The following is a 15,114-nucleotide window of genomic DNA, read 5'->3' as shown; positions in this document are numbered from 1 at the left end:
AACGCGCGGCGCGGCCGCTACCCGGCGCCATCCCGCGCCCCGGCGGCGCTCGCGGCCGCGCCGGCCCGCGACACGTGTCGGGTACCTCAGTGTAGGTACGACGTATGTAGGGGACAATTAAACGCATGGGTGACCTGATCGTTCCTCTACTCGTCGTCGTCATCGCCGCCTTGGCGGTTATCGGATTCTTCATTGTCAGTCGCTACCCCGTGTCCACCTGGCGGGCCGGACTTCGTGACCTCAGCGAGGTGGCCCGCGAGAAGGAGGAGCCCGTCGAGATCGTCCCCCAGGACGTGCACCTGGACGACCTCATGACTCGTGACGGGCCCTCGGTCTACACCCGCACCGACGCCTTCCCCGGCCTGGTCGGCGCCGTTGAGAAGGCGATGACCAAGGCCGAGGGGACCACCGCGGTGGTGCGCCGTGCGCGCGCCGAGGCGTCCGCCGGCCACAAGCCCGCGTCATCGACCGCGCCCAACGGGCGGCTCTCGGTGTCCTGAGGGCCGGCGCTGCGCCGGTCCGGAGCACCCGGACCGGCGCAGCGCCGTGCGTACCGGCTGTCTGCCGCCGCCGGCCCGGCGGCGTCCTGCCGGCGGGCTCACGGGGCGCAAGTCGCTGCCCGCGCCGACGCGATCGGGCATGATGGGGCCATGGAACCCTGGATGATCGTTCTCGCCGTCATCGTCGTGGTCGCCGTGATAGGCGGCATCTGGTTCGTCGCGGGCCGCCGTGGCGACGAGCCGGCGCCCCCCGAGATCAGCGCCCACAAGCCCACCACGGTCGACGATGTCCTCCCCGCCCCGCCGGACGAGCAGGAGGAGGGCGTCGAGGCCCCCCGGGTGGCGACGCTCGAGCGGCCCGAGTCCATCCCCGGGCGCATGCAGCGCCTGCGGGCGCGCCTGGCCGGCTCCGGCGGCTTCGGGCGCGCTGTCCTGTCGGTCCTGTCGCGCGGCGACCTGACCGAGGCCGACTGGGAGGAGATCGAGGACACCCTGCTGACCTCGGACCTCGGCATCGAGGTCACCACCGCCCTCATGGACGAGCTGCGCACCCAGGCCAAGGTCCTGGACACCTCCGACCCCGCCGCCGTCCGCGCCGTCCTGCGCGCCGAGCTGCTCGCCCTGGTCGACCCGGACATGGACCGCACCCTGACCCTGACCCGCCCCGCCCCCGCCGAGGGCTGGGACGCGGCCAGGGGCGAGCCGGCCGCCGCCGTCCTCATGGTGGGCGTCAACGGGACCGGCAAGACCACCACCTGCGGCAAGCTCGCCCGCGTCCTGCTCGCCCAGGACCGCACGGTCCTCATGGGCGCGGCCGACACCTTCCGCGCCGCGGCCGCCGACCAGCTGACCACCTGGGGCCGGCGCGTGGGCGTGGAGGTGGTGCGCTCCGACAAGGAGGGCGCCGACCCGGCCTCGGTGGCCTACGACGCCGCCCAGGAGGCCGCGCGCACCGGCGTCGACGTCGTCCTGGTGGACACCGCCGGGCGCCTGCAGAACAAGGCCGGGCTCATGGACGAGCTGGGCAAGATCAAGCGCGTCATGGGCAAGATCGCCCCCGTGGGCGAGGTCCTGCTGGTCCTGGACGCCACCACCGGCCAGAACGGCATGCGTCAGGCGCAGGTCTTCTCCGAGGCTGTGGGCATCACCGGGATCGTGCTGACCAAGATGGACGGCACCGCCAAGGGCGGCATCGTGGTCACCGTCCAGAAGGAGCTGGGCGTGCCCGTCAAGCTCGTCGGGCTCGGGGAGGGGGCGGACGACCTGGCGCCCTTCGACCCCGAGGGCTTCGTGGACGCCCTGCTCGGCTGACCGGCCGCCTTCCCGCCCTGGGCCGCGGCGGCTCGCGGAGGTCGGCGGGGGCCGGCCGCGTCCGGGCCTGCACCCGCACGGTCCCGCGCCGGCACCGCCGGCGGCTCAGGGGGCGAGCTCGAGCGCCGCCGCGCGCTGCACGATCGTCGTCAGCGAGTCGAGGGTCGGGGAGTCGAGCCTCCACCGCTGCCAGTACAGCGGCACCCGCACGCTGCGACCCGGGTGCAGCTTGACCAGTCTGCCGGTCTCGAGGTCTCCGGCGATCTGGCCCTCCGGGAGCACGCCCCATCCGAGCCCGAGTCGGGCGGCCATGAGGAACTCGCGGTTCGACGGGATGTAGTGGACAGGGGGCCGGCTCTTCACCGCGGTCTGCCGCAGGTAGGAGTGCTGGAGGTCGTCCTTGAGGTCGAAGCGCAGCATCGGCAGCCTCCCCGGATCGACATCTTCCTCCTTGAGGCCCTTGATCAGGGACGGGGCGCAGGCCGGCCAGTACACCATCGTCCCGAGCCTCTCGACCGTGCAGCCAGGGGCGGGTGCGCTGGAGGTCGTGACCGCCGCCATCACGCGGCCCTCCCCGAGCAGGGCGGCGGTGTGGTCCTGATCCTCGATGTGGAGGTCGAGGAGGACCGATCGCTCCGCCGCGATCCGGGCGATCACGGGCTGGAACCACGTGGAGATGGAGTCCGCGTTGATGGCCAGTGAGACGCGAGTCATCCCGGAGGCATCGGGCGACGAGCCGTCCGCCGCCAGGAGGCGCTGGGCGTCCGAGCTCAGGAGCATGACCTGGCGGGCGAGACCCAAGACGATCGCGCCGGGTCGTGTCGGCCTGACGGGACGCGACCGCTCCACGAGGACCAGGCCCGCCTCGCGCTCCAGCGCTCCGATCCGTTGGCTCAAGGCGGACTGGGTGATCCCCAGCGTCGATGCCGCGATCTCGAAGGACCCCGACTCGCAGACGGCGCTCAGAGCCTCGAGGTGCGAGGTCTTGAACATCAGGACTCCTTATAGTAGAGAAGCAGAAACGATTTCATTTAATGCTACTCCGGCTGTAGCGTCGTGGCATGACCACGATCTGGGCGTACGTTCCGGTGGCTCTCGTCTTCGGCATCACCCCCGGGCCCGATGCCGCGCTCGCGCTGCGCAGCTCGCTGGCCCACGGCGTCCGGCACGGGACCGTCGTGGCGCTGGGGGCGGCGACGGGCTCGCTCGCCTGGGGGATCGCGGCGGCCGTGGGCGTGGCCGCCTTCGTCGCCCGGGTCCCGGCGGCCTTCGAGATCCTGCGCTGGGCGGGCGCGATCTACCTGGGAGTCCTCGGCGTGCAGTCGATCGTCACGGCCGGCACATGGGACGTCCCGGCGGGCCCCGAGGGGGCGACGACGCCGGTGTCGACAGCGTTCTGGACCGGGCTGGCCGCCGACCTCCTGAACCCGAAGATGGGGGTCTTCTACCTCGCGGTGATCCCGCAGTTCATCCCCAGGGGCGGGCCGGTGCTCGCCTGGTCGATGGCGCTGATGACGATCGAGTTCGCCATCGCGATCGTCTGTCTGTCCGCGTACGCCGCACTCGCGTCCTGCGCGAGGCGGGTCCTCGCGCGCGGCCGGGCCGCCGCCTGGACGCAGCGGCTCCTCGGCGGCGTGCTGCTGGGCCTGGGAGCGCGAGTGGCGATCGGCTAGTCCGACTCGCTCTTCCGCCCTCATTAACCCGTATGCGCCGCCGCACGAGCAAGGTCCGACCTTCTGACGTCGTTCCATCGTGCTGCTCGGACCCACCATGGCGGCCTTCAGCCAAGATCACGTTCCGGCGGCGTGATCGGCGGGTGCTCGAAGCCCCGCCCCGCCGCGGCTCCCAGGCGATCGGCCATGACCCGCCCGTGACGAACGTCGGGCGCGTGCGGGGCCGAGTCCGGGCTCGGGGGGAGAGGCCGGGCCGCCCTTGCCGGTATCGTGGGGCCCAGCCATGCAGCCCGAGCAGCCGCGCAGGCTCTACCCGCGGTCTGCGCAGTGCCCGTGCTGCCCGTACTGCCCGTACTGCCCGTACGACGCGCCCACCAGCGCCAGGAAGGACCTTCGCGTGTTCGGCAACCTCTCCGACCGGCTCACAGCCTCGTTCAGCTCCCTGCGCGGCAAGGGCCGCCTGACCGAGGCGGACATCGACGCCACCGTCTCCGAGATCCGTCGCGCCCTGCTGGAGGCCGACGTCGCCCTGCCGGTGGTCCGCGCCTTCACCGCGGCAGTGCGCGAGAAGGCCAAGGACGCCGCCCGCTCCCAGGCCCTCAACCCCGCCCAGCAGGTGGTGGGAATCGTCAACGACGAGCTCATCGAGATCCTCGGCGGCCAGTCCCGCGAGATCAGCTGGGCCCCCCAAGGCCCCACCATCATTATGCTCGCCGGCCTCCAGGGCGCCGGCAAGACGACGCTGGCCGGCAAGCTCGGCCGCTGGCTGCGCGAGGAGAACAAGCGCGTCCTGCTGGTCGCCTCCGACCTGCAGCGCCCCAACGCCGTCACCCAGCTGAGCGTCGTCGCCGAGCGCGCCGGGGTGGACGTGTGGGCCCCCGAGCCCGGCAACGGCGTCGGCGACCCCGTCCAGGTCGCCCGCACCGGCGTGGAGCAGGCGCGCACCCACGGCTACGACGTCGTCGTCGTCGACACCGCCGGCCGCCTGGGCGTGGACGCCGAGATGATGGACCAGGCGATCCGCATCCGCGACGCCGTGAGCCCCCACGAGATCCTCTTCGTCCTGGACGCCATGGTCGGTCAGGACGCCGTCAACACCTCGGTGGCCTTCCGCGACGGCGTCGGCTTCACCGGCGTCGTGCTCTCCAAGCTCGACGGCGACGCCCGCGGCGGCGCCGCCCTGTCCGTGCGCGGGGTCACCGGCGCCCCGGTCCTGTTCTCCTCCACCGGCGAGGGCCTGGGGGACTTCGAGCGCTTCCACGCCGACCGCATGGCCAGCCGCATCCTGGACATGGGCGACCTGCTCACCCTCATCGAGCAGGCGCAGAAGGCCCTCGACGAGAAGGAGGCCGAGGACGCCGCCGCCAAGCTCGCCTCCGGCGAGTTCACCCTCGACGACTTCCTGAACCAGCTGCGGCAGATCCGCAAGATGGGATCGATGAAGAAGCTCCTGGGCATGATGCCGGGCATGGGGCAGATGCGCGAGGCCCTGGAGGCCTTCGACGAGCGCGAGGTGGATCGTATTGAGGCGATCGTCTGCTCCATGACGCCGGCGGAGCGACGGGACCTGTCCATCCTCAACGGCTCGCGCCGCTCGCGCATCGCCAAGGGCTCGGGCACCACCGTGCGCGCGGTCAACGAGCTGGTGGACCGTTTCGGTCAGGCCAAGAAGATGATGGAGGCCATGGCCGCCGGAGGTCCCGACGGCGGGGCGGGCGGCATGCCCGGCATGGGCTCGCTGCCGTCCGTGGGCAGGCGTTCCAAGGCCCGGCAGGCCCCCAAGGGCAAACGGCGCAAGGGCGGCAAGAAGGGGCGCTCCGGCAACCCCGCCAAGGCCGCCCGGCAGGCCAGGGAGAGGAGGGCCGCCGCCCAGGCCGGGGCCGACGACGGTGCGCCCGGGGCCGGGGGGGCCGCGCCCGCCCCGGGCTCCGCCTTCGGCCTGGGCGGGGGCGCGGACGCGCCCGCTGCGGACCGCTCACGCGGTTACGGCGTGACGCCCGGCCGGGATGCGGCCGCGAGGCCTGCCGGCTCCGGGAGCGGCGACGAGGTCGCCGACGCCATGAGCGCCCTGCCCGAGGACCTGAAGCGCCGGCTCGGGCTGTGAGCGCCCGGTCGCGCGTCCTGCGGCGTCTCTTCTGGCACCACAGTCTTCCCCGTGGCGTTAGGCTCCTGATATGGATCCCTCCAACGGTATCCGGATCCGGCGCCTCCGGCTGACGAACTACCGCAGCGTCGCCCTCTGTGACCTGGCGTTCGGCGACCTCGTGGTGCTCGTGGGCCCCAATGGCTCCGGGAAGTCGAATATCGTTGATGCGCTGCTGTTCGTCCGGGAGGCGATTACGGGCGGCCTCGCCGATGCGGTGGAATCGCGGGGAGGCGAGCAGATCGTATTTCAGGGGTCGTCGAAGTCGTCGCACCCGGCCGTCAGCGTGAGGCTTGACGTCGATGGCTTGACGGGTGGACGGAGCTGCGAGTACGAGCTGTCCTTCACGGGCGGCTCCGACAATCTGCACCTGCACTCGGAAGAGGCTTGTGCGGTGCGCTCCCGCGACGGAGACATTGTGGCGCGCTTCGACTCAAAGCTGAGGTATGCGGAGGTGGGAGCACTGGCTTTTCCGCTGCCCGCGCCGCATGAGCCCTCCTCCCTCCTCGCGGTGCTGTCGGGGTACGAGCCCTTCTCGGCGGCTCGCAGGGCCCTGACCTCGATCTCGGCGAGCAGCCCCGACGCTGACGCGATGCGTTCCATCGGTATCCACCAGTCTCGAGCCGTTCTGTGGCAGGACGCGGCGAACATCGCCTCGGTCCTCGCCCGGCTCCAGTCACTGGACCCCGCCCTCAAGGAGAGGATTGACGAGTATCTCCGGCTGATCGTCCCCGGGATCGCCTCAACGGTGGTGCGGCGCGTTGAGGACTGGGAGGTTCTTGAGTTCGAGCAGGAGCCCGTCAAGGGCGATAGGAATCGATCATTCTCCGCCGCGGTCATGAGCGACGGCACACTCCGGGCCCTCGGTGTGCTTACCGCTCTGTTCCCCTCAGAGATCAATGGCGCATCCTGGCCCGTCTGCATCGAGGAACCGGAGACGGCCCTGCACCCGGCTGCGGCCGGAGTTCTTCTCGACGCGGTTCACGACGCCTCCGAGCGCCGCCAGGTCTTCGTCATCACCCACAGCCCCGATCTTCTCGACGGGGGCGTGGCGCCCTCGGAGCTCTTCGCGGTGCGGGCCACCGGCAACGGCACGCGTGTCGGCCCCCTGGACGGAGCCGGCCGTGTCGCACTGGGGGAGTCTGGCGTCAGTGCGGGCGACCTCCTGCGAACCGACCGGCTCCGGCCCGCACACCAGAACGGCGATCTGCGGTGGCAGGGGGCGGGGCCCACCCGGTGACCGTCTCCCCCTCCCCTTGCTCATCGAGATCAGTTCATGAGACCCGGCGGGTGACTCATCGCCCTCTGGATGACCGGCTCGGGGGTGCTCGTCTCCGTCCGGTTCACGCCGCGAGCCCCCGGCCGATCCGCAAGGAGCGGTCCCTGCCCGACGGACGGGACGTGGAGGCGGCTTGCGCATGGAGATAGGGGGACCCGACGGGGCGGGTCGGGCAGCGGGCCGGTGCGCCGGCCGATCACGGCGCGCTGATCAGGCGCGTCGACGCGCTCACCTCGGCGCCCAGCCCGGTGCACGCGCCGACGAGCGCGTCGGCGGCGGCCGTCAGCTGCTCGTCGCCGACCGGGGCCAGCGCGTCAAGAATGAACAGCGCCGCGCGCGTCTGCTCGGACAGGCCGGTGCGCCGACCCTGCCGCCAGTTCCACCGCCGGCAGGTCACCCCCGCCCCGTCGCACCAGACGACCTCGCCGGGCTCCGGGTGCTCGATCACCGGTTCACCGTTGGCGGTGGTGTCGAACGGCTCGTCCCCGGTCGCGCGGACCAGGCGGGCAGGGCCCCTGTAGCGGTGGAGGTCTTCCCCGCCCAGGGGGATCTGGTGCAGCACCGAGATCGCGTTGTAGATGTCGGTGAGCGTGTTGACCCGCGGTAGTCCCTTCTCCGCGCGCCGGGTGAGGGCCTCGAGACTGTTGCGGGTGCGCTGTGGCTTCGCGCCGAAGGCCCGGTACGCCTCCCGCCACGCCGCGATGTGCGCCAGCTCGGCCACCGGCGACTCGGCGAGCAGGGCCCGGGCATGAGCCTCTGCCGCCGCGATGAGCTCGTCGGCTCTGCTGCCGGTCTCAGGGCCCGTCGCGGGGGCGAGGCCGTCGATCACGACCAGCATGGTGCGGTAGTCCGGTCGCAGCTCGAGCACCGCGGGATCCACGGTGCAGGCGGACAGGAACTCGGCGGGGCTCTCGGTGGTGGGCATGGTGTCTGGGCTCCTCTCGGTTGTGCCGATCATGTCAGAGTCGGGCGGCGGAGCAGGACGCACCGGGCGGGCCCATCCGGATCCGTCGGGCCCTTCGCCCCTGAGGGCCAGCCGGTCACAGCCAGCCGTTGGTCTCGGCGGTGCGCGCCGCCTCGGTGCGGTTGCGCGCGTGCGTCTTGCTGATCGCGCTGGACAGGTAGTTGCGCACCGTCCCGGAGCCCAGGTGCAGACAGTCGGCGATATCGCGGGCGTCCGCGCCGCGCGCCGCCAGCCGCAGCACGTCCTTCTCCCGGTCCGTCAGCGGGTTGGGCCCCACGATCACCGACTCCTGGGCGAGGGTGGGGTCGATGACGCGCAGCCCCGCCGCGATCTTGCGGATCGCCTCCGCTAGCTCCTCGGGCGGGGTGTCCTTGACCAGGAACCCCGAGGCGCCGGCCTCCAGGGCGCGGGACAGGTAGCCGGGGCGCCCGAAGGTGGTGACAATGAGGCTGCGGCAGCCCGTGCCCGCGGCGGTCAGCGCCGCCGCGGCGGCCAGGCCGTCCATGTCCGGCATGTCGATGTCCAGCAGGGCGACGTCGACGGCGCGCTCCCGGGCCAGGGACAGCGCCTGGCGGCCGGTGCCCGCCTGGGCGACGACGTCAATGTCCGGCTCCAGGCCCAGCAGCGTGGCCAGCGCCCCGCGGACGAGGGCCTGGTCGTCGGCGATGAGGACGCGGATCGGGGTGCTCACAGGACGACCTCCAGGACGGTGCCCGGGCGCGCCGCGGTGCCGCCCGGTGCGGGGCTGGTCAGTGTCAGGGCGCCGCCGGTGGCCTCGACGCGCTCGCGCAGGCCGGTCAGCCCGTTGCCGGGAGGTCGCCCGGCGGTGCCGGCGCCGTCGTCCTCCACGCGCACCCGGCCCCGGGCGAGCTCGACGCTCACGCGGGTGGCGCCGGCGTGGCGCAGGACGTTCGTCGTCGCCTCCCGCAGGGCCCAGGCGAGCAGCTCGCGCTGGGGCAGGGGGACGTCGGCGGCCCGCCCCGAGAAGACCGCGGCGACGTCGGCGGCGGCGAAGGCGGCGCGGGAGGCCTCCATCTGGCCGGCCAGGTCGGGCGCCCGCAGGCGGGTGACGGTGGCGCGCACGTCCGCCAGGGCGGCGCGGGAGAGCTCGACGATCTCGGCCATCTCGCGCTCGGCCGCCTCGGGGCTGCGGCGCACGAGCCGGTGGGCCACCTCCGCCTTGAGGGTCAGGACGGTCAGGGAGTGCCCGAGCAGGTCGTGGACGTCGCGGCCGATCTCCTCGCGCTCCGCAGCGGCGGCGAGCTCGCGCTCCTTGACCTGACGGCGCTCCTGGACATCGGCCCCGATGCGGCCGAGCGCAATGGCGACGGAGGAGAAGGAGCAGCCGGCGGCCATCCCCGCGATGTTCGCCCTCGGGGCGAGGAGGAGGAAGAAGAGGGCGGTTAGGACGCACAGGCACCCGGAGACGGTCAGGCCCACGCGCAGCGTCGTCGCGTACATGATGATCGCGCAGAAGTAGGGCAGGTAGAAGACCGTGTACCACCAGTCCAGACCCGGGCCGGAGACGGCGGCGGCGCCGGCCAGCAGGGCGAGCCTGCCGGCGATGGGGCGCAGCTGCCCGACGGCGCCCGCCCCCGCCGGGAGGGCGAGCCAGGTCGGCATGGTGGAGACGGCCCAGCTGTAGAGGCAGGCGAACCCGACGATCCCGGCGACGCCCAGCGTCTTGAGGGGCACCGGCATGTCGGCGGTGAGGACGAAGAAGAGGGGGACGAGAAGGAGGAGGGTCCAGACGGAGTTCGGCTCGATCCGCCGGTACCAGGGGCGGGTCGCGGCCGCGTCTGCTGCGTTCGACGCGGCCGCAGCCCGGGTGCTGCCTGCGCTCACGTGGCACTCACCGGCAGTCGCTGCGGGGCCGGCGGTCAGCGGCGCGTCGTCCGGCGCCGCGCGGTCAGGCACGCGATGACGAAGATGAGAGTCCACAGCGCGATACTAGTGAGGGGCAGCCACAGGGCCTCGTGGACGATCCTGTTCTCGCCGGTGGCGCTCATGGTGGCCACGACGTCGCCCTGGAGGGCGCGCAGGGCCAGGTTGCCGACCCCGTACATGGGGGTGAAGTGGGCGAAGTCGAACAGGCTCCCGCTCAGCGGCATGAACAGGTTGCCGAGGAAGGCGAAGATGCTGATCGAGGCGCCCGCGATGCCGACCGCCGCCTGCGCCGGGACCCACAGCCCCACGGCCAGGCCGTAGCAGGCGAAGGGGACGGCGGTCAGCAGGGCCAGGGCGTAGCTGGTGGCCCACACCCAGGGGGCGTCCATCTGCGCGCCCGTGAGGGCCCCGGCGATGAAGATGACGGTGACCGGGAAGACCGAGACGATGAGGGCGGTCAGCAGCTTGGTGGTGATGTAGGCGCGCAGGCCGCCCGCCGTGAGCGCCAGCTGGCGGCCCCACCCGCCGGCCTGCTCGACGGCGGCGCCGGCGGCCGTGCAGGTGGCGGCGATGGCCACGGAGAAGACCGACATGTTGATCATGATCGTGGAGGCGACATTGCCCCGGCCGGCGTCGTGGGCGGAGAAGTCCTGCATGGCGCCCCAGAACAGGTACATGCCCAGCGGCATGATGAGGGTGAAGAAGAGCATGTCGGGGCGGAGCAGGGTGGTCAGGGCGTCGATGCGCGTGTAGACCCACGGGCGCGGGCGGCGCCCGGCCGGGGCGGGACGACCGGCCGGAGCGGGGCGCTCAGGGTCGCGGGCGGGGCGGGCATTGTCGCGAGCGGCGAAGGCGGTGGTGGCCATGGCTGGTTCCTCGATTCTGGTGACGGGTGGACGGGGGCGCGGGGCGGACGGTCCGGGCCGGCGGCCCGGGGCGGGAGCGGCCGGCGGCGGCTCAGGCGGCGCGGGCGGGGCCGGCGCCGTCGTGCTCCTCGCCGACGAGTTCGGCGAAGATCTCCTCCAGGCTGAGCGCCGTGATGCCCAGGTGGGCGGCGGGGGTGGTGGTCAGCAGGAGGCGGGCGACGTCGTCGGGGGCGGTGGTGCGCACCTCCAGGTGCTCGCCGTGGACCGCCGCCGCCAGCAGGGAGTCGGACACGGGGGCCAGGGCCGCGCGCAGCTCGGCCGGGCCGGTCAGGCCCCGCCAGGTCGCGCTCACCGTGGTGCCCTCGCCCATGGCGCGCACCTCGTCCACCGAGCCGGAGGCGACCAGGCGGCCGCGGTCGATGATGACGATGCGGTCGGCGAAGTCGGCGGCCTCCTGCAGGTAGTGGGTGGCGAAGAGGATGGAGCGGCCCGCCTCGGTCTGGGCGCGCATGGTGGCCCAGAAGGCGGCGCGGGCGTTGGGGTCCAGGCCGGTGGTCGGCTCGTCCAGGATCAGCAGCTCGGGCTGGGCCATCAGGGCCATCGCCAGGCGGATGCGCTGGACCTCCCCGCCGGAGCAGCGGGCGACCCGCCGCCGCAGGATCCCGCGCAGGTCGGTCTGGTCGATGATGGCCTCGACGTCGGGGGCGCGCAGCTGGAGGGAGGCGATGATGTCGAGGGTCTGGCGGACCGTGTAGGAGGGCAGGATCCCCCCGGTCTGGAGGACCGCGCCCACGCGCCCGGCCCGCACCGCCTCCCGGGGCTCGACGCCCAGGACGGCGGCGGTGCCCGAGTCGGGCCGGGTGAAGCCGAGGAGGACGTCGAGGGTGGTGGACTTGCCGGCCCCGTTGGGGCCCAGGAAGGCGACGACCTCACCGGGCGTCACCGTCAGGTCGAGGGAGTCGACGGCGACGACGGGGCCGAAGGTCTTGCGCAGGCCGCGCACGCGCACGGCGGGGGCGGCCGGGGCCGCGCCGACCGGGCCGGCGGCGGGGCGCGTCAAGGTGGGGGAGGGTGTGCTGCTCATGACCCGACCCTCGCCCCGGCGGGCCCGGCGCGGTACTGAGCGCTGTCACCGGCTCGACGTGACAGGTGTCATACACGTCATGCGCGCCCTTCCGGCCCGCGTCCCCGGATGCGGACGCCCGGCGCGGCCGGGGGAGTCGTCCGGTAGCGTCGCGCGCGACCCGTTCCCGACCGACGGAGACCCACGTGCCCATCGCGCTGCCCGCCCTGACAGGCGCCGACCTGACGCAGGACCTGTCCGCCTTCGAGGAGCTCGTCTCCGGGAAGATCCTCATCTGGGTCCTGCTCGGCGCCGGCCTGTACCTGACGATCCGCACGCGCGGCGTCCAGATGCGCCTGTTCTCCCGCGCGGTTCACCTGGTGGCGCGCTCGCGCCACCAGCGCGGCAGCCTGTCGAGCTTCCAGGCCTTCGTCATCGGCCTGGGCGGGCGCGTGGGCACCGGCAACATCGCCGGGGTCGCGCTCGCGGTCACGCTCGGCGGCCCCGGCGCCCTGTTCTGGATGTGGGTGGTGGCCCTGCTCGGCATGGCGACCTCCTTCGCGGAGTCGACGCTCGCCCAGGTCTTCAAGGTCCGCGGCTCTGACGCCATCTTCCGCGGCGGCCCCGCCTACTACATGCAGCGCGGCCTGGGCCTGCGGGGCGGGCGCCGCCTGAGCCGGCTCGGCCGGGGCATGGGCGTCGTCTTCGCCGCCATGCTCGTCTTCTCCTACGGCCTCATCTTCCCCATGGTGCAGTCCAACACCATCGCCCTGACCCTCCAGGAGGGCCACGGCGTCGGAACGATCGTGACGGCCATCGGGCTCATGGCCATCACCGCCCCGATCCTGCTCGCCGGCATGCGCGTGGTCGCCCGCGTCACCGAGTGGCTCGTGCCGCTCATGGCACTGGCCTACCTGGGCGTCGTCCTGGTGGTCATTATCGTCTCGGCCCCGCGGGTGCCCGGGGTGCTCGTCGATATCGTCGCCGGCGCCCTCCACCTCAGGGCGGGCCTGGCGGGCACCGCCGGCGGCTTCTTCGCGACCTTCCTCAACGGCACCAAGCGCGGCCTGTTCTCCAACGAGGCCGGCCAGGGCTCCTCGCCCAACGGGGCCGCCACCGCTGACGTCGCCCACCCCGTCACCCAGGGGCTCATCCAGGCCCTCGGCGTCTTCATCGACACGATCGTCATCTGCACGGCCACGGGGCTGACCGTGCTGCTCGCCTCCCCGCAGGTCTACACCCCCGGCGTCGAGCCCGAGTGGGCCGAGACCACGCTGGTCCAGCACGCGCTGGCGGACGCCCTGCCGGGCGGCTGGGTCGTCGGCTTCATGACCTTCGTCGTCTTCACCTTCGCCTACTCCAGCGTGCTGGGCTACTCCGCCTTCGCCGAGATCAACGTCTCCTACCTCGGCGGAGGCCGCGCCGCGAGCATCGCCCTGCGCCTGGCCATGACGGCCGCCACCGGGCTGGGCGCCGTCGTCGCCCTGGAGCTGGCGTGGGTCATGGCGGACATCGCCCTGGCGCTCATGACGATCCTCAACCTCATCGCCGTCCTGTGGCTGAGCCGCTGGGTCCTCGCCGCCCTGCGCGACTACGACGGGCAGCGGGCCCGGGGCGTTGCTGAGCCGGCCTTCGTGGCACCGGACAACCCGCTGCTGCCGGGCGGGCTGCCCGGGCACGTGTGGACGGCCGAGCGCGCGGCCGCCCGGGTGGCCAGCCTCGACGAGGCGTGAGCCGGGGACGGCCGGGGGCGCTCCTGTCCGGTTCGGCCCCGGCCCGCCGGTTCAGCCGGCGGGCGCGTAGCCCACGAGGCTGCTGTCCTTGACCGCGATGAGAAGGTCGGCGCGCGCGACGGCGACGTGGTCCCGTGGCCCGTACCTTCGGGGGACAAGGCCTCCCCGGTCGCGATCGATAATGCGCACATGGCCGCTGCGGCTGTGGTTCAGGATCAGGTACCGCTCACTCACCGTGGCGGTGAACCCTTGCTTGTACATGGGCGAGGATTTTGTGCCGTAGTCCGCGTCAGTCACCGTGCGCCCGTTGAGAGTGCAGGTGCCTTCCTGGGACCGACAGCTGAGAGCGATGGAGGCCCAGGATATGTCCCCCGAAGTGAATGCCTTCTTGTACTGGTCGAGGGTGGGAATGCCCGAGTCCGTCAGAAGCAGCGCGGAGGTGCTCTGGGAAGCGGTGTAGGTCTCCTGCTCGGTTCCGTCGGGACCCAGGGCAGTGACCGGCTTCTCATCGTCCTTGAGCAGGATCCACCCGTCCGCGGCGGGAAAGAGACTTATGACCTTCCCCGCCTCCTTCTGGGGGCGGGTCGCCATGATGCTCCCGTCCGCCAGCGACACGAAGGACACCGTCCCCCTCTCCTTGGACGAGTCCGAGTCCCCGGTCATCGCCAGGGCGTAGCCGGTGTGAGTGTCCCCGGTAACAGCGGAGTCGAGAAACCCGGGCTGGACGGTTCCGGGGAAGGCGACAGGTCCCCAGCGCTGGGTGAGGGTCTTGTCTGCGAGGTCCCAGCCGGTGCAGGCGGGAGAAGGCCTGCTCGTACACGTGATGATGAAATCGTCCGTGACCAGAACCGGCTCGGACGATCCCCAGGGCGCGTCCGTGGCCTCACCGGTGGCCGGGTCGATGAGGCTTCTGGAGGAGACGAGGACCGTGGGGGTCATGGCCTGGGGCCGTCCCCTGGGGGTGATCGACCACAGCTCCTGGGGCCGGCCGCCGGCAAGACTGTATCCGCGCAGCTGTTGCTTCGCCCCGGCAGCCCGGTCGTGGACCACGAGGTGGTCGCCGCTGACGTAGGTGCGGATGTCGGCATCGTCGTCGAGCTCGAGGTCAATGCTCCACGCCTGCTTCCACGAGTCGTCGGCGGTATTCGACGATGTGGGCGTCGTGGCGCGGGAGGAGGCCGAGAACCGCGGTGCGGAGGTGGCCCTTGTCGGCCGTGCTCTCCGGGCCGCGTTCCTCTCGCCGTCGTTGTCGAGAGAGCCGACCAGGACAAGGCCGACGACAATGAGGGCGACCGAGGCGGTGAGGATCGCAGGTCCCCAGTCGAAGTCTCGGGGCTTCCCCCTGGCATGGCTGGCATGGTCCGGGCGCTGCGGGGGCTTGCGGGCCGGCGGCGGCTCGGAGGGGGCGGGCCTGCTTGTCGGACGATGCCGGGGCTCGCGGGCCGGCGATGGTTCCGCGGGGGCGGGCCTGCGCGTCGGGCGGCGCAACGGCTCGGGGGCCGGTACTGGTTCAACGAGGGGCGGCTCGCTTGTGGGCGTTGTCCGGCTCGGGTGGGGCATTGCCCGGCCCGGGCGGCGGAAGAGGGAGGAGCCGGAGCCGTGCGCCGACCGGGGCGGACGGATGGATGTCGGCGCGCCGGGGGGACGGATGCCGAAGAAGGGACGCTTCATACGCATAAGCATGACCTACGCGTC

General features: G+C 72.6%; 13 protein-coding genes. 6 read left to right on the top strand and 7 right to left on the bottom strand.

Annotated elements, in window-relative coordinates; translation table 11 throughout:
- Positions 1-125: 125 nt before the first annotated feature.
- Together AIF0345_RS10755 and ftsY are read left to right on the top strand one after the other, a co-directional pair.
- On the top strand, positions 126-500 hold the full coding sequence (locus AIF0345_RS10755) for a hypothetical protein (protein WP_043561486.1): 375 nt from the start codon (positions 126-128) through the stop codon (positions 498-500).
- A gap of 150 nt (positions 501-650) precedes the next feature.
- Positions 651-1,811, top strand: a complete 1,161-nt coding sequence (gene ftsY / locus AIF0345_RS10750; protein ID WP_268918633.1) for a signal recognition particle-docking protein FtsY — start codon at positions 651-653, stop codon at positions 1,809-1,811.
- Positions 1,812-1,916: 105 nt separating this feature from the next.
- On the opposite strand, the gene AIF0345_RS10745 is transcribed toward ftsY, so the two are convergent.
- Positions 1,917-2,804 (bottom strand): LysR family transcriptional regulator ArgP, encoded by an 888-nt coding sequence (locus AIF0345_RS10745; protein ID WP_268918634.1) that lies wholly within the window; start codon positions 2,802-2,804, stop codon positions 1,917-1,919.
- Between the two features lie 68 nt (positions 2,805-2,872).
- Between AIF0345_RS10745 and AIF0345_RS10740 the strand changes: the two genes are divergently transcribed.
- From AIF0345_RS10740 to AIF0345_RS10730, 3 genes are all read left to right on the top strand, one after another.
- On the top strand, positions 2,873-3,484 hold the full coding sequence (locus AIF0345_RS10740) for a LysE family translocator (RefSeq protein WP_268918635.1): 612 nt from the start codon (positions 2,873-2,875) through the stop codon (positions 3,482-3,484).
- A gap of 397 nt (positions 3,485-3,881) precedes the next feature.
- Positions 3,882-5,588, top strand: coding sequence for a signal recognition particle protein (ffh, locus tag AIF0345_RS10735; protein ID WP_268918636.1), 1,707 nt, complete (start codon positions 3,882-3,884; stop codon positions 5,586-5,588).
- A gap of 70 nt (positions 5,589-5,658) precedes the next feature.
- A complete protein-coding gene (locus tag AIF0345_RS10730; RefSeq protein WP_268918637.1) occupies positions 5,659-6,867 on the top strand; it encodes an AAA family ATPase in 1,209 nt (402 codons plus the stop codon).
- Positions 6,868-7,102: 235 nt separating this feature from the next.
- On the opposite strand, the gene AIF0345_RS10725 is transcribed toward AIF0345_RS10730, so the two are convergent.
- From AIF0345_RS10725 to AIF0345_RS10705, 5 genes are all read right to left on the bottom strand, one after another.
- Positions 7,103-7,831 (bottom strand): B3/B4 domain-containing protein, encoded by a 729-nt coding sequence (locus AIF0345_RS10725; RefSeq protein ID WP_268918638.1) that lies wholly within the window; start codon positions 7,829-7,831, stop codon positions 7,103-7,105.
- A gap of 115 nt (positions 7,832-7,946) precedes the next feature.
- A complete protein-coding gene (locus AIF0345_RS10720) occupies positions 7,947-8,561 on the bottom strand; it encodes a response regulator transcription factor (protein WP_268918639.1) in 615 nt (204 codons plus the stop codon).
- Positions 8,558-9,715 carry a sensor histidine kinase gene (locus AIF0345_RS10715; protein WP_285296151.1) on the bottom strand — a complete coding sequence of 386 codons (1,158 nt, stop codon included), beginning with the start codon at positions 9,713-9,715 and terminating at the stop codon, positions 8,558-8,560. The genes AIF0345_RS10720 and AIF0345_RS10715 overlap by 4 nt, the downstream gene beginning before the upstream one ends.
- A 35-nt stretch (positions 9,716-9,750) precedes the next feature.
- Positions 9,751-10,623 carry an ABC transporter gene (locus AIF0345_RS10710; RefSeq protein ID WP_285296150.1) on the bottom strand — a complete coding sequence of 291 codons (873 nt, stop codon included), beginning with the start codon at positions 10,621-10,623 and terminating at the stop codon, positions 9,751-9,753.
- Between the two features lie 91 nt (positions 10,624-10,714).
- Positions 10,715-11,707: an ABC transporter ATP-binding protein gene (locus AIF0345_RS10705; RefSeq protein WP_285296149.1), complete on the bottom strand. Its 993-nt coding sequence runs from the start codon at positions 11,705-11,707 to the stop codon at positions 10,715-10,717.
- Positions 11,708-11,892: 185 nt separating this feature from the next.
- Between AIF0345_RS10705 and AIF0345_RS10700 the strand changes: the two genes are divergently transcribed.
- Complete coding sequence (locus AIF0345_RS10700; protein ID WP_268918643.1) at positions 11,893-13,419, top strand: alanine/glycine:cation symporter family protein; 1,527 nt, start codon at positions 11,893-11,895, stop codon at positions 13,417-13,419.
- Between the two features lie 51 nt (positions 13,420-13,470).
- Here AIF0345_RS10700 and AIF0345_RS10695 read toward each other — a convergent pair whose 3' ends face one another.
- Complete coding sequence (locus AIF0345_RS10695; RefSeq protein WP_268918644.1) at positions 13,471-15,090, bottom strand: hypothetical protein; 1,620 nt, start codon at positions 15,088-15,090, stop codon at positions 13,471-13,473.
- Between the last annotated feature and the right edge of the window lie 24 nt (positions 15,091-15,114).

Origin of the sequence: Actinomyces israelii (assembly GCF_030253495.1) — a bacterium.
In the GTDB taxonomy this organism is placed as follows: domain Bacteria; phylum Actinomycetota; class Actinomycetes; order Actinomycetales; family Actinomycetaceae; genus Actinomyces; species Actinomyces israelii.
The sequence above is the reverse complement of the archived record's forward strand: the minus strand, read 5'-3'. Positions and strand labels throughout refer to the sequence as shown.